Raw genomic sequence first — 19,122 nt, forward strand, 5'->3', positions numbered from 1 at the left:
GGAAGCGTAGCGAAACGTCGAATCCAACTCAATGTCGCCCCGTTTGCGATGATTTCCGTCCCCGCGCAGCTTTCCTACAATGAAGCTGCTGGGTGCGACGATAGAAGATCGAGGCGATTCGCGACGATGCGGCGCCAGCAGTGCTGTCAAGGGAAGTGGCTCGACGGCTGCGCTTAGGAGTGCATCAGGAAGAAGAAAAGAAGCCGAACGCTAATATCCGCTAAACGCCATTAATCCTAATGAGCGTGGATTAGCGCCGTTTAGCATTGAACGTCTGTCTCCGTCGCTTCTGCGCGACGGGTAGCTTTGGAATCGATGACGATGCGAATCGCTTACCTCGACTGCGCCAGCGGCATCAGCGGCGACATGACGCTGGGCGCCCTCGTCGACGCCGGCGTTGAGCTCGCAACGGTTCAGGCCGGCATCGACTCGCTCGGGCTCCCCAGCTGCCGGCTCGTCGTCCAGGAGACGAAGAAGTGCGGCTTTCGCGCGACGCAGCTCACCGTCGAGCATGAGCCAGAACACAAGCATCGCCACCTCCATCACATTGAAGCGATGATCGCCGGCAGCGTGCTGACCGAGCGGCAGCGGGAACTGGCGCTTCGCATTTTCGGCAAGCTGGCCGAGGCCGAGGCGAAGGTCCACGGCACGACAATCCAGAAGGTTCACTTCCACGAAGTGGGCGCCGTCGATTCGATTGCAGACATTGTCGGCAGCGCGATTGCGTGGGACCTGCTCGGCGTCGAGCGTATTGTTTGCTCGCCAGTGCCGACGGGAACCGGCTTTGTGCAGATTGCCCACGGTCGCTGTTCGATCCCAGCCCCGGCGACCGGCGAGTTGCTCCGCGGCGTGCCGCTGGCCGACTTCGCGGCTGAGGGAGAACTGACGACGCCGACGGGAGCGGCCATCGTGGCGGCGCTGGTCGATGAGTTCGGCCCCTTGCCGGCGATGACCGTCCAGCGGATCGGTTACGGCGCAGGGCAGAAGGATTTTCAGCATCCAAATCTATTGCGGCTGCTAGTCGGCGAGACTGCCGCTGATCGCACTGCCGCAGCTGCGACAAGTGACACGATTGTGCTGCTTGAAACGAACCTCGACGACGCGACCGGCGAAGCGATTGGGCACGCGACCGAGTTGCTGTGGCGGGCCGGCGCTCTCGATGTCGCGACGACGCCGCTGGCGATGAAGAAGAATCGGCCTGGGGTGCTGCTGGCGGTGCAGTGTCGGCCGGCTGATGCCGAGCCGCTCGCCGCGATCGTGTTTCGCGAGACGACGGCGCTGGGGTTGCGACGGTCGACGCTCGAGCGAATGACGCTGCCGCGGCGCAGCGTTTCGGTCGAAACCAAATACGGCGCCGTGGCCGGTGTCGTGTCGACGCTACCCGACGGCAGCGAACGGTTCTCGCCCGAATACGACGCATGCGCGAAGCTTGCCGCCGCAAAGTCCCTGCCGCTCGAGACGGTCCAGCAAGCCGCTAGGCAAGCGTTCGCCGCCAGTTAGTTTCCCACCTTCAGCCTGCCCCCGCCCGCTGCAGGCGCCCGATAAGGAAGTTCAATGGCCGGTATCCACGAAATCATTCGCGAAACGCCCAAACCGAAACGCCCTGCCCCGTTGCCAGGCGAACTGCTCGCGGAGTTGCGCCGCCGAGTCGCCAGGTTTGAGGAATTCGCGTCGGTCAATCGCCAGTTGACGAGCCTCCTGGAATCTCGATTGCAGAAGATTGCCGTCGTGTGACAACTCGAAATATCAATGCGAGACGTCGGCTACGTCCTTCGGCGAGAGTGGCTCAAATGCCGGAAGAGGGAGACGGATGACGAGGTCGGACTTGTCTACATCGCGGAAGTATGGATCATCGTCCGGCGCGATCCACTCCCCTTCTACGATCGGATGAAAGGCATCGCTGCCGCCGTCATCGACGCCGTTCTCGAAGAGGCTGTAGAGGATGTAGCCCTCCTTGTTGCGGTGGTAGACGAGCCGGCCGTCGGAGTAGGGATCGTCAAGTAGCGTGGAATCGTTGATCGCAAGCTCGTCGAGCGTCATTGGATATTCTGCTGCTTGAGATCGATGAATCGCCAGTTCGACGGCGACGCGTAATATTCGGAATCGAACTTCATCGCGACCATGAGCCTTGAAGGCAGCGTTCAAAAGTCCAATCGAATAGTACGCCAGCGCATTTCCAACCGCCTGCGAACGTTGTTGCAGATCGGGGATATTCATCGTTATCGTTGCTAACCTAGACAATTCATCGATGAGTTTTTTCCTGATGCTCAATCGAGGTTGACAATTAATTTCATTGGCAGCAGCAGCAAGTCGGTCGCACCATTGATTAATGGCGCCGAGCGCAATTGCCTCATCAAAAGTGAGACTTGCGATCTTGTTAAGAGCATCGGCGTCTTCAACGTTAAGTCCCCCTGGTCGCTCCCAAAAGAGTCGGAGCGTCATGTCAAGTGCCAAGCAGCGTTCACCGAAGCTAATCGCTTCGGTGAGATCGACCGATTGGTCAATTGTCGACAGGTCGCCTTGAATTTGCTTTAGAACCGAGACGGGGACGTTGGGAGATTGAATGATTGCCAGCGTTGCGAGCCCGGCATGATTGCGGATAGCGATGCCCACCAACGAGTTAACGATTGTCCATCCGCGACTTGCGTGACTTCCGAGGCGCCATACCGCGAGCGTGTCGCGCCATGCTCCTGCCGGATCGTTGCTCGAGAGCCGCCAATTCGCTCGCATGGCTAGTGCGGCAGCGGCGCTGCGAAGTTGCTCGGCATCTTGGAGTTGGGCGCGGGAAACCTCACTCGATCGGTCCTTGAGGAATGTCGGAGTGGGACTGTAGAATCGCGGTCGCATGGAGCATTCAACGAGAGAATCAAGTCGCTCTTCATTCGCTTTCAGCCAGGCAACCGCAGGCGTTACGTTCGAGGCTGAGAGCCTTCCTTCTGAAATGGCGACGACGATTTGTTGAGACAATATGGCCGCGCTCGCACTACTAAGCGAAGTGTCCTTTGTTTTTAGCCAATCAGTAAGGCGCTGTTTGAAAGCATCCGTGCGGGGACCGTCATAGCGCGACAGGCACGACTGCGGATCGACGTCCAAAGCATCGCAGATCAGCTTGAAATCTTCGTCGTTCACCCCGACTGGCCCCATCGCCTGCCAGAAGTTGACGGCGCCATTGTTCTCGTGGGTGACCCCTGCTGACTGGCGATCCATGATCGCCTGTGCGTAGTTGGGTAGGCCGTCGTCCGCGAGTGGGCTCGTGATGAATGTCGTCTCTTTGCTGAGTTCGACCGTCGCTTCAGCAGCGGCCATGGGTGCGGGAGCCACGCCAATCGTTAGAACGGTGGTGAAGGAAGCAACCAAGAAGACGCGGCGGAGGCATTTGTTGCGCATGGCGGTTCCATCTGCGACGACGGGAGTTGAGTGGATCCCTTTATGCTAGTTACGCGAGGATTCGGCGCGGGGCGAGCCCCGCGGCTAAATGGATGGTTTTGAGGTGGTGAGTCCGAGCGCGGGCTTAGGTTTCTTCGGTCGCTTCGGCGGGTTCTTCACCACCGCCTTCTTCCTGTGGGACGCGAACCACCGCAGCGAGGGTGTCGGCTTCGTCGAGGGACATGATGCGCACCCCCTGGGTGTTGCGGCCGATGATGTTGAGGTCGCTCACCTTAATGCGCTGGATCTTGCCGCGGGCGGTCATCATCAGCAGCTCTTCCGTGTCGTCGACGCGGACGATGCTTACCACGGGGCCGTTGCGGTCGGTCGTCTTGATGTCGCGAAGCCCCTTGCCGCCGCGGTTCTGGGTGCGGTAGCGGAAGCCCGAGGAGGATTCGCCTTCGGCTTCGTCGGATGCTGGTTGCTGGTTGCTGGATGCTGGAGCCTCAGCAGACGGTGCGGCTCCTTCGCCCGCGTCGTCGGGTAGGGGTTCGATCTCGCCGGGGGCGGCGTTGGGGCCGAAGGGGGTCCGCTTGCCGTAGCCGTTGAGGCAGGCGGTCAGCAGCGTCGCGTCGGGGTCGGCGACGACCATGCCGACGAGCGAGTCGTTTTTGCCGAGGCTGATCCCCTTCACGCCGCTAGAGTTGCGACCCATGGGTCTCGCGTCGGCTTCGCTGAAGCGGATCGCCATCCCTTGCGAGGTGGCGAGGATGATCTCGTCGCCAGGCTTGGTGACCACCACGTCCACCAATTCGTCGCCCTCTTTCAGCTTGATGGCGATGATGCCCGTCTTCATGGGCCGGCCGTACGCCTTGAGCAGCGTCTTTTTCACGAGTCCCTTACGCGTCGCCATCATCAGGCAATGGTCGGGGAGATCGAAGTCGCGGATCGCGCGGCAGTCGGCGATCTTTTCACCCTCGGCGAGGTTGAGCAGGTTCACGACCGCGCGACCTTTGCTCTCGCGAGAGAGGGCCGGCAGGTTGTAGACCTTTTGCCAGTAGCACTTGCCGAGGTTTGTGAAGAAGAGCAGGTAATCGTGCGTGCTGGTGACGAAGAGGTGCTCGACCGGATCGTCCTCGTCGGTCTTGGCGCCCTTGATTCCCTTGCCGCCGCGGCGCTGGGCGCGGTAGGTGCTCGCCGGAGTCCGCTTGATGTAGCCTTGGTGGCTGATCGAGACGACCATCGTTTCTTCTTCGATGAGGTCTTCCAGGTCGACCTCGCCGATCTCTTCGCCGCTGATTTCGGTGCGGCGGGCGTCGGCCCGCTTGATCAGCATCTCGCAATCGTCGCGGATGATGCCGTTGATGCGGGCCGGGCTGGCGAGGATGCCGCTGAGGTCGATGATTTCGGCCAGCAGCTCCGCGTGCTCGTCGGCGAGCTTCTCCTGCTCGAGATTCACCAACTGTCCGAGCGTCATCCGCAAGATGGCGTCGGCTTGGACCGGGGTGAGCGCGTACTCTTCGGCCACGCCCCGTTCGACTTGGAACTGCGCGTACCCCTCGTCGCCGAGGGCCCGCTTGAGCATCGCCCCGGGCGTCATGATCTGCATGAGGCGTTCTTTCGCCTCGGGCTGCGTCTTCGACGAGCGGATGACGCGGATCACTTCGTCGATATTCGCGTGGGCCAGCAGCAAGCCCTGGACCGTGTGCTTGCGCTTGCGAGCGCGAGCGAGCTGGAATTGCGTCCGCCGTCGGATGACGGTGATCCGATGCCGCAGGAACTCCTCGAGCATCTCCTTGAGCGTGAGAATCCGCGGTTTGCCGTCGACCAGGGCCAGCAGGATGATCGAAATCGTGTCCTGCAGCGGCGAGAATTTGTAGAGCTGGTTGAGCACGACGTCGGGATCGGCGTCGCGCTTCAGTTCGATGATGATCCGGACCGGTTCCTTCAGGTCGCTCTCGTCGCGGACGTCGGCGATGCCGGGGATCTTGCCGTCGTTGCTGAGGGCGGCGATTTTTAGGATCACCGCGTCGCGTGATTGCTGGTACGGGATCTCGTGGACGAGAATGCGAGACTTCTTGCCGCTGTCGTCGATCGTGGTGCGGGCCCGGACGACGACGGTGCTGCGGCCGGTCATATAGCCGCGGCGGATGCCGGTGCGGCCGCAGATGATGCCGCCGGTGGGGAAGTCGGGGCCCTGGATATGTTCCATCAACTCGCCGACGGTCGTGGCCGGGTTGTCGATCAGCGCGATCAGGCCGTGGCAGACCTCCGCGAGGTTGTGGGGCGGGATGCTGGTGGCCATGCCGACCGCGATGCCGCCGGAGCCGTTGACCAGCAGGTTCGGGAACTTCGACGGCAGGACGGTTGGTTCCTGATGCCGCTCGTCGTAGGTCGGGACGAAGTCGACGGTGTCGAGCTTCAGATCGTCGAGCATCAGCGCCGCGAAGGCCGACATGCGGGCTTCGGTGTACCGCATGGCCGCGGGCGGGAGGCCGGCGATGCTGCCGAAGTTGCCCTGCTTGTCGATGAGGATGTGCCGCATGTTCCACTCTTGGGCCATGCGGACGAGCGTGGGGTAAATGACCGATTCGCCGTGGGGGTGATAGTTACCGCTGGTGTCGCCGGAGATCTTCGCGCACTTCACGCGGGCGGCGCCGGGGGTGAGGTTCAGGTCGTTCATGGCGACCAGAATGCGGCGCTGCGAGGGCTTCAGACCGTCGCGGACGTCGGGAAGCGCGCGGCTGACGATGACGCTCATCGCGTAGGTGAGATAGCTCTCCTTCAGCTCGTCCTCGATCGGCATGTCGATCAGACGGGCGGCGATGTTTTGTTCTTGATCGTTGAAGCCGTTCGGAACGCCGGGGAACTTCGGAGCGTCAGGTCCATCGGGATTATCGGTCGACACGCTGTGATCCTTCTTCGTTGGGTCGGGCGGGCTCCCCCTGGTTGTCGGGAGGGCCTGCGAGAACCATCTATTTTAGCAAATTTGGGCCGTGGTTTATAGCTCTGCGGGGCGCTCCTAAGACCTTGGTCGAACGCGGTTTTGGGTTGACAAAAGGGGGTTCGTTTTGGCGTAAAATTCTGGCCGGCTGTTGGGGTGCAGGAGTGCAAAGGCAACCCCCAAGTACGCCAAGGTTCGCCAAGGGAATGGCGGTTCCGAATCCTGGCGATCGTTGAGTTGAATAGCTTCTGCTTTCGCTAGTTAGCGAAGGGCGCCATGGGCGCCAACTGGTTTCGTTGGCACGCTGGAGCAATGCGTCTGTCGTTGAGTTTGCGGCAGGCGATTTGCGGTTGGCGTTCTCTGTTGCGTAGCGGTTTGCCGCGGAGTCAACAGGCGATTCTTTTCCATCCCTCGGGCAAGGGAGTTTTGCTTTTGCGTGCGCCGACGGGGGGCCCCACTAACAATATGCAAAATTCGTCCCCCTCAGCGTGCGGCATGCGATTTTTCGCTCGCTGTTCTCGGGGCCGACTCGCAGTTCAAGCCCTGAATGTTGGCCAGGAATTTTGCGTTTTCTAAAAAACTTTTTCAGCTGCAAAAGTCCGAGCAAATTGCGCGTGCCGATCGCACAAACGACGCCTCTGCGGAGAAGCCGCCCACCGCCGGGGTCGTCGCTGGCGTGGCGGACTGGCGAGGCTTGAGTTTTCAAAGAGCCGCCCGCCAACCTAGCAGAGGGCGCGGCCAATTTCTGTAGTGAAGTCGGCGGATTTTTTGGGTGGTTGGCGGGGTGCGTGGGGAGGCTCGCGCGGAGGCGCCGAGGCGCGGAGAACGCAGAGGAGCTGGAGAGTGAGGGTCGCCGCGGGCGCCGACTTCGCGGCTCCATACCGTTGTGACTCTTCGGACTGGCGGCACGGCGCCGGGTGTCCAAAGTTTAGCTTGCTGTCGCCACCCGCCGCTCCTAACCGGGTTGGACGCCTTGCGCGATCGTTCGCCTAGTTGACGGCTAAGGAAAGCGGCTGCCGATTCAGCTGAAAATCCTCTCGGAAATTTGCACGATGCCGTCTGAAAGGGTATTGTAGGCGTTGCGCGGCCGGGCTGTTTGATGAAGGGAGCGAAGGGGCGAGTTGAAGACTGATGAACGGCATACTGCATGTCTACCAAACGCCCTCGTCTCTCCATGCCTGGCCCCACTGCGGCGGGGCGCAAGCTGGCGCTGGAATCGCTCGAATCGCGATGCCTGCTGGCGATTGATTTCGATCTGCTGAACGACGTCACCGCGGCGCAAGGCTCGCGCAGCTCGTATCCCGACGAGATCGTGGCGGTCGGCTCGACGGCGTTCTTCACCGCGATGACGCCGCAGCGTGGTCTGGAACTCTGGAAGAGCGATGGGACGGCGGCCGGGACGGTCCTGGTGAAGGACATCCGCGCTGGATCGCTCAGTTCCTCGCCTACTTTGCTCACGAACGTTGCGGGAACGCTCTTTTTCGTCGCCAACGACGGCGGGACTGGCGCGGAACTCTGGAAGAGCGACGGGACCGAGGGCGGGACGGTTCCAGTTAAGGATATCTGCGCCGGCCTCTATAGTTCGTCTCCCACGTCGTTGACGAACGTCAACGGAACGCTCTACTTCAGCGCCTTTGACGGCGTGACGGGCGCCGAGCTTTGGAAGAGCGACGGGACGGAGGCGGGGACGGTTCCCGTGAAGGATATCCGCCCCGGGTATAATGCTTCCTTTGTTCTCTCGCTCACGAACGTCGGCGGAACGCTCTTCTTCGGCGCCAACGATGGCAGCAGCAGCGGCGTCGAACTCTGGAAGAGCGACGGGACGGGAGTCGGGACGGTCCGCGTGAATGCGATCCGCATTTACAATTCAAGTCCCATTCCTCCCTCGTTTGCAGCCGTGGGAGGAGTGCTCTACTTCAGCGCCCTCGAAGCGGCAGGCATTGAACTCTGGAAGAGCGACGGGACGGAAGCGGGAACCGTCCGCGTGAAGGACATCAGCGTTGGCGCGAGCAGTTCTTTTCCAAGCAATCTCACGAATGTCGGCGGAACGCTCTATTTCAGGGCCTCTGACGGCGTGACCGGCGGCGAGCTCTGGAAGAGCGACGGAACGGACGCGGGAACCGTCCGCGTGAAGGACATTCGCGCTGGCTCGAATAGTTCGGCTATCACGCTGTTAACGAATGTGGGGGGGATGCTCTACTTCACGGCCAATGACGGCGTGAGCGGCGTCGAGCTCTGGAAGAGCGATGGGACGGACGCGGGAACGGTCCTCGTGAAGAATATCCGCGGTGGCTCGCTTAGCTCAGAACCTCTCGGGCTCACTAACGTGGGAGGATCGCTTTACTTCAGCGCCAACGATGGCGTGAGCGGCGCCGAGTTGTGGAAGAGCGACGGTACGGAAGCGGGAACTGTCCGCGTGAAGGATATTATCACCGGCGGGCAGAGTTCCTCTCCTCGCTACCTGACGAACGTGGGAGGGACGCTGTACTTCAACGCCTATTCTCGCGCGAACGGCTACGAGCTCTGGAAGAGCGACGGGACGGAAGCGGGGACGGTTCTCGTCAAGGATATCCGAGTCGACGCCAACGTCGATTCTCCCAACTCGCTGACGAACGTCGCGGGCACGCTCTACTTCGTCGCCGACGACGGACAGCCTTCTTCCGATAGCAAGCTATGGAAGAGCGACGGGACGGGAACGGGAACGGTACTCGTGAAGGATGTCGACTCCAACGCCGTCGCTAAGCGTCCAAATTCTCTGACGAACTTCGGGGGGGCGCTCTACTTTGTCGCCGGAGATGCGTACGGCGACGAACTCTGGAAGAGCGATGGTACGGAAGCGGGAACGGTTCTCGTGAAGTACATCGACTTTCGCCCGAGCGGTTCTTGGCATCGCTATCTCACGAACGTCGGCGGCACGCTTTATTTCAGCGCCGACGACGACGTGAACGGCACTGAGCTGTGGAAGAGCGACGGCACCGAGGCGGGGACGGTTTTGGTAAAGGACATCCAATCCGGCTGGCACAGTTCCTCGCCTCGATATCTCACGGACGTCGGCGGGACGCTCTACTTTTGGGCCGGTAGCGGGCTATGGAAGAGCGATGGGACCGAGGCGGGGACGGTCTTCGTTAAGAGCACCGAACGGGCCAACTATCCGATGAGCGTCGGGGGGACGCTCTTTTTTAGGGCGTTTGATTACGCGAGCGGTTACGAGCTATGGAAGAGCGACGGTACGGAAGCAGGGACGGTGCTCGTAAAGGATATTCTCGCTGGCTCGAGTGGTTCCTCTCCGCGTTATCTCACGAACGTTGGCGGGATGCTCTACTTCAGCGCCCATGACGGCGCGAGCGGCTTCGAGCTCTGGAAGAGCGACGGGACGGAAGCAGGAACCGTCCGCGTGAAGGATATTCGCGCCGGTTCGGTCGGTTCCTCGCCCCGCTACCTGACGAACGTGGGTGGCGTGCTCTACTTCAGAGCCGACGACGGCGTGGGCGGCGTCGAGCTGTGGAAGAGCGACGGGACGGAGGCGGGAACAGTCCGAGTGAAAGAGATCCGCGCCGGCGCCGGCGGTTCTTATCCCGCGTCGCTGACGAACGTGGGCGGGACGCTCTACTTCAGCGCCGACGACGGCGTGAACGGCGTCGAGCTGTGGAAGAGCGACGGGACGGAAGCGGGAACGCAACTGGTCTACGACTTTTTTGCAGGCGCTGGCAGCAGCTCTCCCGGGCTCATCACCGAGGCGAATGGGCGGTTGTTCGTGACGGCGTTCACGGAACAAGCTGGCCAAGAGATTTGGGTCGGTGACCTCACGCCCGCGCTGGCAGGCGACTACGACGTGGACGGCGACGTTGACGGGGCTGATTTCTTGTTGTGGCAGCGGCGGTTGGGGATGGCGACGTCTCCGGCGGGGAGCGGCGCCGACGGGGATGCGAGCGGGAGCGTCGACGGCGGGGATTTGACGGTGTGGGAGTCTCATTTCGGCGAGCCTGTCGTGGCGGCGGTTGCGGCTTTGACCGCCAGCGAGTCGATTGACTCGCGCGCTGCGGCCGTGGACGCTATGTACGCCGGCGGCGATTTTACGACGCTCTTTGCGGAGGCGCGTGCGTTGCGTCCGCAGCGGCGATTGAGAATGGCTCGATAACGGAACCGGCGAGTTTTGCTGCGGTTGACAATTGCCTTTCGACGCCGAGCGCAGAGCTCTTCGAGAGAGCTCCGTGGCAGGCGGCAATAACTCTGACGTGCTCGCTGTAGGTAGGTCCTTTTCGGCTAATGGTAAAAGAGTAAGCTGCGAAGCGGGCAGTTGCGCGAAAGATAAATTACTGAGCAGAAGGAGGGAGCGATGAGCAATTTCAAATACCGGCGGCTCGACAAAAACGACGTGGCCGTGCTGTTGGTCGATCACCAGACGGGACTCACGAATCTCGTGCACGATTTTTCGCCAGATGACTTTAAGAACAACGTGCTGGCGCTGGCCGACGCGGCGAAGTATTTCAAATTGCCGACGATCCTGACCACGAGCTTCGAGGATGGGCCGAATGGGCCGCTCGTGCCGGAGCTGAAGGAGATATTTCCCGATGCGGCGTACATCGCTCGGCCGGGGAACATCAACGCGTGGGATAACGAGGACTTCGTGAAGGCGGTGAAAGCGACGGGCAAGCAGCAGTTGTTGATTGCGGGAATCGTTACCGAGGTTTGCGTGGCGTTCCCCGCCCTTTCGGCGCTTGAGGAGGGGTATGAGGTCTTCGTCGTTGCGGATGCCTCGGGGACGTTCAACCAAACGACGCGCGACGCGGCGTGGGAGCGGATGTCGGCGGCGGGGGCGCAGATGATGACATGGTTCGGCGTGGCTTGCGAGCTGCACCGCGACTGGCGGAACGATATCGAGGGGCTCGGCGCGCTCTTTTCAAATCATTTGCCGAGCTATCGCTGCTTGATCCAGAGTTATATGGCGCGCGGCAAGTAGACCGATTGGCGGCGGTGAAAGGTCTGGGGTCAGGAGTCAGGGGTCAGGAGTCGAGTGGGAGGGCCGCGGGGGTGAACCCCGCGGCTCGCTTTGTTTGTGCGTCGCCTTTTCTTGCGTGTCGCTTTGTTTTTGTGGGGGGGCGTTGCTTTGTTGTCAGGTTGGGAGTTGTGGGCGATCTGTTTCGGGGGTGGTCGCGTAAGAAGTAGCAGTCGAGAAGCTATCAGCGGTCAGCTGTCGGCCAGAGGGAAGGGTTCTTTCGCTCGTGCATCGTTCATTTTGGAATGACGGGGGCTTCGCTGCAGCTGGGCGGGGCCGGGGTGGTTTCGGGAAGTTGGCCGGACCCCTCGGAGTACCTCGGGGTGACAGGGTTCGTACGGCAGCGGGGTGACAAGGGTCGTCCATCAGCGCCGTGAAAGGTTTCGTATGGCAGGGTGACGGGGTTCGTATGGCAGTGGCGTGAGCAGTGGCGTGACAGGGCAAATCGCATCGCTGGCGGATTTTTCTTGCTTTTGAGGGGTTCGGCTGGTTAAGGTAGCGCCGGCGGTGAATGAAAATCGGTATTGCTCGCTGGGCGGCATTGCTGATAATCACCGCCGCAGCTACGGTTCGCCGTTGGTCTCTTGGGCAATTGCGCGAGGGACTGCGGGCGGCGGACGATTTCCGTGTTTCGGCGGTTCAGCGCGGGCGCTAGTGCCCAGCGGCGCTCCGTCGGGGCCGATCGGTCGACCTCGCGTATTTTTGCGTCGGCCGTGGAACGCGGGAGTGACGAAGATTGATGTGGACCCGCCGTGCGGGTCGCGTTTGGAGCTCGGGGACTGGTTCCCCGCGCTGCAGACACCGAGTTAGCTGTATCGTCGGCAGCATCGCCGCGCAAGACGCCTGGCCGCTGTCGCGCCTCCGAATTCATGGAAGAAGGAAAGGGCGCCCCAATGACCAAGGGTATGGCCGCACTGTCGTTATTGGCGATCGTTGCGCTAGGCTCGCTGGCAATGCCAGTGCAGGCCGAGCCGATGGCCCAAGAGAACGGCCGCTTCTGCGAACTGGTCGATCAGCTGTCGAGCAAAGAATACGTGCTGGGGGCGCCGAGCCGGGATGATCGGCCGTACGTCGATCCGACGCCGGTGCTGCACGCGTTCCGGCATTTGGCGGCGACGATGGCCTGGGGCGACGTGAAGGTGGCGGCCCGCAAGGCGGCGGCGCTGGGCTACGAGGTGATCGAGTTCACCGACGTCGACACGAAGCACGAGTACTATGTGCTGCGCGAGGACCTCGACGCGGTGAAGGTGATCCGCGGTTGGGGTTCGTACATTTTTAATCCGCAGAGCAAGGTCGACGCGATCGTCGAAGTGCCTCACCCGTTTGCCGACGTCCACACGCCGGAGATCGGGGGGCAGATTTTTGCGGAGTGCGGCGCGCGCGGATTGCTGCTGGCGGGAACGCATCGCGACAAGGCGGACGTGCCCGACTTGGTGGACAGCATTTTTCATCAGGTGCACACGGCGTGGATCGGACCGCTGGCGCAGGTGACCGCGTGGCAGATCCATGGGTTCGCGGGGCAGAAGCATCCGTTCCCCAACGGGACGCAGGTGGTGGCCTCGAACGGCGAAGGAGCGATCGCACCGGAGATCGCGGCGCTTGACTCGGCGATGGATGAGCGCGGGATGCCGAGTTATGTGTTCAATCAGCTGCCGGCCGACAACGACGAGAACAAGCAAGTGAACGGCGACGTGCCGGGCGTGGCGTTCCGCTCGCTGGCCGCGGCGAAGAACGAGCAGGGCCGGCTGTCGCGGAGCCTGGGCGGGTCGTTCGTGCATATTGAATTGGAGGGCAACGTCCGATCGAACGAGTCGAGCCGCAAGCAAGCGAGCTCGGCGATCGCGATTGCGATGGCCTCGGCGCCGCGCGGCGGCGAGCAAGCGGATGGCCGGGTGCGGTTGGCGTCGCTGGAGGTGGAGCAGTCGCCGATTTCGGTGGCGGTGACCGAAGGGGCCGCGGCGGCGGAAGTTCGCGTGGCCGCGACGATGACGGACGAGACCCCGGCGGCGGCGCTGCCGGTGAAGGTCGCGAAGAAGAAGGCGAAAAAGCAGCTGCCGGTGGTGCGCGTGGCGACGAAGGTCGCCGACGAGGCGGCGACGGTTCAGCCGGCGGTGCTGGGCGTGCCGGCGGCGCCATAGGCTTGCGACCTGGGCGGCCGCGGAGCGGGCGCGGTCCGCAGCGGAGCCGCGACTGGGGTTGGGGTGCTGCCGGGAAGTGCGTGTGCCCGCCATGTCGGAGCGGCAAGATCTTGGGCGCCGCGGCGAATGTCGGGGTGGCGCTCGGCTGTTGGAGGCTGGGCGGACCCCTCGGAGTGACAGGGTTAGCACGCTCCGGCGTCGGGATTCGTACACTTGGGGTGACGGGTTCGTACGCTTCCGCGTCGGGGTGACGGGGTTCGCGGCGCTTCGACGTTCCCCGCGTCGGGGTGACGCGATTTTGGAATTGGCCGTAGAATGAGCGGACGCTGGCGGCGCTTGCTGGGCCGGCGATTCGCTTTCGACCCCCCCTTTCTTTCTTACGAGTGTTGAGCTGCCATGGCGAAAGCCGTTCTTCCTGCGGGCTACGACGTTCCAGACAGTGATCAGCCGCTGGAGATCGAGCTGAAGGAGCCATGGCTGGCCGCGCTCTTGGCGTGGCTGATGCCGGGGCTGGGGCACATCTACCAGGGGCGGACGGGCAAGGGCGTGTTGTTCTTCGTCTGCGTCTTTGGGACGTTCGCGTTCGGCATGCTGCTGGGCGAGGGGAAGGTTGTGTACGCGTCGCTGCCGCAGCAAGAGCCGTGGCGGTGGCAGTATTACTGTCAGCTGGGCGTGGGCTTGCCGGCGATGCCGGCGCTGATGCAGCGGCGATTGGTGAGCCAAGGTCGGCAGCCGATGTGGAACGGCTTCATGGCGCCGCCGCTCGATACGCCGCAGCGGTGGGTCGATGATTCGGACCACGAGTCGAAGCAGCCAAACGAACTGGCCGAGTGGACCGTGGCGATGCACCCGATGTTCGAGATCGGGACGGTGTACACGGTGATCGCGGGCCTGCTGAACGTGTTGGTGATCTGCGACGCCTATGCCGGGCCGTTGGTGCTGCTGCCGAAGCGGAATGAAGATGGCGGGGGATGAAGGCGGGGGCTGGCGTCGGCGGTTTTGGGCGTGGCTTGGCAGTTCGCCCGATCTGGTTGTTTCACGCCTAGGTGGCTGGTTGACCGAGTTATTGGGTGACGTAGCGATTGGGTGGCGTGCCCTTCCGTTGAGGAATGATGATGAGCACCGTTGCGTTGTGGTACGCCCTGCCGTTGATCGTGAGCGTGAGTCTCGTGTGCGCGGCGACGCGGCATGAGCTGATGCGGCCGATCATGCAGCACGCGGTCCGGTTTGGGGCGTGGGTGGCGGCGTTTATGGCGGTGTTTATGGGGTTGCTGGCGCTGCTGGGTCGGCTGGCGTGAGGGGGCGGCGTGCCCGTGAAGCTTGATGCCGACGTCTATCCAGCAACCAGCAAGCATCTAGCAACCAGCACCGAGCGTCCTGCGGCCGTTTTGGGCGGCTTTTAGGACGAAGGGGCGGCGTGTATGATGAACGAGACGTGATTGCCGCGCGTCCGTAGCTCAACTGGATAGAGCACCAGGCTTCGAACCTGGGGGTTGGGGGTTCGAATCCCTCCGGGCGTACTGATTTACCCCGAATTCTGCGGAAGTTCCGCAAAAAGCCGCCATAGGTTCCTCTTGGAACTCGTCCATTCCGACTGATACGGCTGCTGACTGCACCGGAATTTGCAGCGCTTTTGGCGACGTAGCTTTCTCGAAGTCGGCATCCGTGGTTCGCCAGTAGTGCTTTTGAGCAACTAGCGCCGAATGCCCCATCCAGTCCGCGGCAACGTGCGACGGATACTCCGCCGCGAGCTCAGTCGCCCGTGTCGCGCGCAGATTCTGAAAAAGCTTTGGCCATGGTTTTAGTCCGGCGCGAGCGATGATCCGCTCGAACTGCGTTCGCAAGTTTGCGTTTACGTCGCGGTAGCGCGTGATCACATAGGCCTGCGACTGCTCCTCGGGAGCTAGGGATGTCACGACCTCTTCGGCAATTTCCCAAACGTCGTCAAGGTATGGCTTGAGTTCGGGGAAGATCGGAACGATGCGGATACCCTGCCCTTCATGGTGCTCGGTCTTCGGACTCCTCACGACCATTCGCTTAGCCGCCCAATCGATGTCGCCCCAGGTTAGAGCAAGATGCTCGCTCGGGCATCGCAGCCCACCGAAGCGACTCAGCGCGAAGAGCAACCTCCACTGAGCGTCAGGGCAGGCATCGATGACCTTGGCCGCGTCCTCGCGCGTGATGAAGTAATCACGCTCGCGATTGGAACGAACCGAGATGCCCTTCATCTCGCCGAAAGGGTTCACCGTAATGAGATGCTTTCTGAGTGCAGCGCGAAAGAATTGGCGGGCGACTCCGCAACGGCGACGGACCGTGTTGTCACCAAGCTTCTTGCGAATCGAGCCATCGGACCACTTGCCGCTTGTGGCGAGCCAACGGCGCCATTCGTCGGCGTCACCCGCCGAGATCGCTTGCAATGGCCTGCTCTCTCCGAAGTATTCGATGAGGCAATCCTGCGTGTGACGGTACACGTTCTTCGTTCCGCGCTTCACATCCGACCGACCTTGGATGTAGGTAACGAGATAGGCGGCCAATGTAGTGCTTTCAGTCGCCGCCCGCGGCGGGAGAAGGCCTACCTTAGCGAGCTTATCGTATGTCGTCGGCGGCAGCTTCCCAACCCAAGTTGCAGTCTCCGTATCCCAGCTGGTCTGCGACATTGCCGCTGCAATCAGCGACTCAACCTTGTCTTTAATCGTCTTGGCCACCTTCTGCGGGATTTTACCTAGTCGGATCGATCGGCGCCGCCGATCGCCCGCTGAGAACTGAATCGTAACATTTCCCTTCGGATCTTTGCTGAGCGATGCCATCGGTTCGTGGCCTTTCGATTTCGTGGAAGGTGCGAGCAGTGAGCTCAAGCTTGAGAAAATCTGCAAGCAGATCGATCGATTTGATGCTCAGGCCGAAAACCTGCCGGCTGCCGCAACTCTTCATGAATCGCGAGAGCGTCGCCTGGTCGATGCCAGTTGCTTTGCTTATCGCGTAACGGCTGCAGCCAGCATCCAAGATTGCGGCTCGCAACTGTGAGCTCAGAGTCGTTGTAGGTACATCATCGCGAGTAATTGATGGAGAATCAAGCATAATTATGTCCAAAAAGCTACATCAATCAAGTAAGACTATGGCGTGAATTGGTCAGGAAGAATTGCAATATCTGGCGACCTGAACGCGCACCGAGCAATTGCTAGTTGCTTCGAGTTGCATATAACAGAGTCGAGCCGATCGATGCCGTATCGCACCGCAACTTCTCCGGAAGGCGTTAGTGGCGCTCGGTATCGCGGCCGACAGAGAATAGGTTTTCATCGGTCACGAGGCCTTTCTTCGCCAAACTGTGAATCCCAAATGCCGGTCCCACGCCGCGCAGCGGCATCGGGTCGACTGACGCCGTGGATCGCGAACCAACTGAGCTTGATCGAGAAGCAGAGGCCGCAGCCGTCGGCCGACACGAGCAAGGACTTTGATCTTGGCGGCGACATCGTCGCAAGCTGGAGGGTTGGAGCATTGGAAGGTAGGTTCCGTATAACCACCATCGCGAGGTATTTTTCTTGTGTTCATAGGGAACTTCGTATCCAAGGTTCCATTCATTCGACGCACTCTCGGTGAATCCACGAGATGCCTTCGTAATAAGTACCGTTGCTGACACGCTTTCCGGTGATTCGCTCAGCCATTCGTTCGCCGAAGCGACGATTGGAAAGGTTCCGTTCCCCGATCTCTTCACACCACGCTTTGTAGGAGGCGAAGGCCGCTGAAGCTTTCACGGAGGCCATATAGCCCAGCGAAGGTTCCGCTTTCAGGTGCTCGTCAAACCATTGTCCGAACGTGTCCGACTCGCCCCGGTACTCTTCCGTGGCTGCCATTACCTGCGGCGGCGCCTGAAGGCCGCTGCGCTGCCATTCGACGCAACCTTGCACCATCCAACGGAGGATCGCACCTCGCTCGTTGAGGAGTTTGGTGGGTAGCCGCTTGTCCTGCTGGGCCTCTGGGATCGTAACAGTAAACGGCACGAGTCTCAGGCGCCGCCAGATGCCGTTATCCGTCCCGCGGACGACCGGTTTGTGGTTGGTAACCAGCACACTAAGGTGAGAGGGTTTGAACTGCCAGAAGTCTTCTCGCATGCGCCGAGCTCGGATTGTGTCACCGCCAGAGGTCTCTTTGACAAGCCGCTCGTCGAGACGTTGCCCGTCACCCGTTTCGGTAATCGCAACGAGTCGCTTCCCGAATAGGTCAGCTAGTTCGGTCGGGTGACGCTCCCCTCGACTTGCCATGAGCAAGCCCGCCGGGGCCTTCATCGCGTACTCGCCAAGCGATGCTAGGATTGTCTCGATTAGTACCGATTTGCCGTTGGCGCCGCCTCCGTAGAATATGGCGAGGAGATGCTCAATTACTTCGCCAGGCAAAGCTGATCCCATCAGTCGCTGTACGAATCCGATCAGTTCGACGTCGCCGCGGAAAATTTTCTCCAGGAACTCAAGCCACAGAACGGGTTCGTCGCCAGCTTCCACTGGGTACTCGACGCCCGTTGACTTGGAGAGCATGTCGCAGGCGGCGTGAGGATGCAACGAGCCACTCCTTAGGTCGACCGTGCCATTGACGCAGTTAAGTAGCCACGGATCCGCATCAAACGATTCATGTGACGCCGGAATCGGCTCCTCGCTCTTTGCGAGCTCGATCATGGCGTCGAGGCGAGTGCGCGAGTGCGAGGTCTTCGCCCACTTCACTAGCGCCTCTTGCTCATCGTGGTCCTCGCAGGTGGCCGCCTCCTTATATATTCCGTCGGCGACGTCCTTAGCCGCACGCATGACGGCGCCACTAACGTCGAACTCCCATCGGGCGCCGGTGAAGACGAGCCATTTGTTCCAAACGTATACGAATCGGATGCGATGACCGTGCGCCGCAGAGAATCGCCGAGCGTTCGCCACGTCTGTACATGTATCTGGCTTAACTTCAAATTCCGGATCGTCCGAGGTTTCGACGACGGTGGCGCCCCACTCGGGCGCCTCGTCAACGATCGCGAGCAATTGCTCACGAGTTCCGCCGGCGGCAATCCAATCAGAGGCGTCGCCCTTCGCGGGAAGTCCCGGCAAATCGATGACCTTGATGCTCGTTGCCTTGCCGACCAAAGACTTGGCGACTTGTTCGCCATGGGCCTTTCCGGGCGGATCGTTGTCGCAAAGCACTGCGACTGCGCGCGCGGGGAGTTGTTTCGCGTGTTGCTCCCGCCATTTGCCCGCACCGCCCGCGTTGCATGTAGAAACTAGGCCGAGTTTCGCGATGTTCTCGGCGTCTTTCTCGCCTTCGACGATGAAAACGATCTCACTCTCACTCGCCGCCAGTAATTCGGGCAGCCGATAAGGAACGACCGGGCAACCCTTCACGCTCCAGAGCCACTTACCTTCCGCCTTAGGATCTGGCCGGCGCTGTCGAAAGTCCTTCGGAGCCATCCGCACCGCTTGGAAGATCAAATCACCGTCGGCACTGCAATAGTCGTATACCGTGTCGACTTGCGGCCTGCACTTGCGGGATTTAGGAGCGACATCAAAGAGGTCGGCTTCTTTCATTCCAATCGCGGCGAGAACGTTATCGAGCGCGCATCCTGCATGGCAGAAAATGCCGACGAACCCACTAGCTCCAATGAGGCCGACTGAAAGTGATGCGCGGTGATCATCGTGTGCAGGGCATTTTGA

Annotated in this window: 11 protein-coding genes, 1 tRNA gene and 1 pseudogene; 9 read left to right on the top strand and 4 right to left on the bottom strand. The window is 61.2% G+C overall.

Going from position 1 to position 19,122, the window contains the following annotated elements:
- Nucleotides 1-321: 321 nt before the first annotated feature.
- Both larC and I41_RS00525 read left to right on the top strand, forming a co-directional pair.
- Complete coding sequence (larC, locus tag I41_RS00520) at nucleotides 322-1,500, top strand: nickel pincer cofactor biosynthesis protein LarC (protein ID WP_145429944.1); 1,179 nt, start codon at nucleotides 322-324, stop codon at nucleotides 1,498-1,500.
- A gap of 54 nt (nucleotides 1,501-1,554) precedes the next feature.
- Nucleotides 1,555-1,734 carry a hypothetical protein gene (locus tag I41_RS00525; protein ID WP_145429946.1) on the top strand — a complete coding sequence of 60 codons (180 nt, stop codon included), beginning with the start codon at nucleotides 1,555-1,557 and terminating at the stop codon, nucleotides 1,732-1,734.
- A 12-nt stretch (nucleotides 1,735-1,746) separates the two neighbouring features.
- Here I41_RS00525 and I41_RS00530 read toward each other — a convergent pair whose 3' ends face one another.
- Nucleotides 1,747-3,207, bottom strand: coding sequence for a hypothetical protein (locus I41_RS00530; RefSeq protein WP_145429948.1), 1,461 nt, complete (start codon nucleotides 3,205-3,207; stop codon nucleotides 1,747-1,749).
- A gap of 304 nt (nucleotides 3,208-3,511) precedes the next feature.
- Nucleotides 3,512-6,274 carry a DNA gyrase subunit A gene (gene gyrA / locus I41_RS00535; protein WP_391524822.1) on the bottom strand — a complete coding sequence of 921 codons (2,763 nt, stop codon included), beginning with the start codon at nucleotides 6,272-6,274 and terminating at the stop codon, nucleotides 3,512-3,514.
- A gap of 1,210 nt (nucleotides 6,275-7,484) precedes the next feature.
- Here gyrA and I41_RS00540 point away from each other — a divergent pair.
- The 6 genes from I41_RS00540 to I41_RS00565 all read left to right on the top strand — a co-directional run bounded on the left by I41_RS00540 (nucleotide 7,485) and on the right by I41_RS00565 (nucleotide 14,964).
- Entirely contained in the window at nucleotides 7,485-10,448 is a 2,964-nt protein-coding gene (locus I41_RS00540; protein WP_145429950.1) for an ELWxxDGT repeat protein, read from the top strand.
- A 198-nt stretch (nucleotides 10,449-10,646) separates the two neighbouring features.
- On the top strand, nucleotides 10,647-11,270 hold the full coding sequence (ycaC, locus tag I41_RS00545) for an isochorismate family cysteine hydrolase YcaC (protein WP_145429952.1): 624 nt from the start codon (nucleotides 10,647-10,649) through the stop codon (nucleotides 11,268-11,270).
- 929 nt (nucleotides 11,271-12,199) lie between these two features.
- Nucleotides 12,200-13,444 carry a hypothetical protein gene (locus I41_RS00550; RefSeq protein ID WP_145429954.1) on the top strand — a complete coding sequence of 415 codons (1,245 nt, stop codon included), beginning with the start codon at nucleotides 12,200-12,202 and terminating at the stop codon, nucleotides 13,442-13,444.
- A gap of 396 nt (nucleotides 13,445-13,840) precedes the next feature.
- Nucleotides 13,841-14,419, top strand: coding sequence for a DUF6677 family protein (locus tag I41_RS00555; RefSeq protein ID WP_145429956.1), 579 nt, complete (start codon nucleotides 13,841-13,843; stop codon nucleotides 14,417-14,419).
- Between the two features lie 140 nt (nucleotides 14,420-14,559).
- On the top strand, nucleotides 14,560-14,742 hold the full coding sequence (locus tag I41_RS00560; RefSeq protein WP_246133768.1) for a hypothetical protein: 183 nt from the start codon (nucleotides 14,560-14,562) through the stop codon (nucleotides 14,740-14,742).
- A 148-nt stretch (nucleotides 14,743-14,890) separates the two neighbouring features.
- Nucleotides 14,891-14,964 (top strand) — tRNA-Arg (locus I41_RS00565).
- Nucleotides 14,965-15,120: 156 nt separating this feature from the next.
- On the opposite strand, the pseudogene I41_RS28405 reads toward I41_RS00565, so the two are convergent.
- A pseudogene (locus I41_RS28405) lies at nucleotides 15,121-16,251 on the bottom strand (tyrosine-type recombinase/integrase); the annotation flags it as partial.
- Between I41_RS28405 and I41_RS00575 the strand changes: the two are divergent.
- Complete coding sequence (locus tag I41_RS00575) at nucleotides 16,235-16,468, top strand: hypothetical protein (protein ID WP_145429960.1); 234 nt, start codon at nucleotides 16,235-16,237, stop codon at nucleotides 16,466-16,468. The pseudogene I41_RS28405 and the gene I41_RS00575 sit on opposite strands and share 17 nt — an antisense overlap.
- A gap of 551 nt (nucleotides 16,469-17,019) precedes the next feature.
- Here the strand turns inward: I41_RS00575 and I41_RS00580 are convergent.
- Nucleotides 17,020-18,996 carry a phage/plasmid primase, P4 family gene (locus I41_RS00580; RefSeq protein ID WP_168206581.1) on the bottom strand — a complete coding sequence of 659 codons (1,977 nt, stop codon included), beginning with the start codon at nucleotides 18,994-18,996 and terminating at the stop codon, nucleotides 17,020-17,022.
- Between the last annotated feature and the right edge of the window lie 126 nt (nucleotides 18,997-19,122).

This window comes from Lacipirellula limnantheis (assembly GCF_007746075.1).
Classification (GTDB): domain Bacteria; phylum Planctomycetota; class Planctomycetia; order Pirellulales; family Lacipirellulaceae; genus Lacipirellula; species Lacipirellula limnantheis.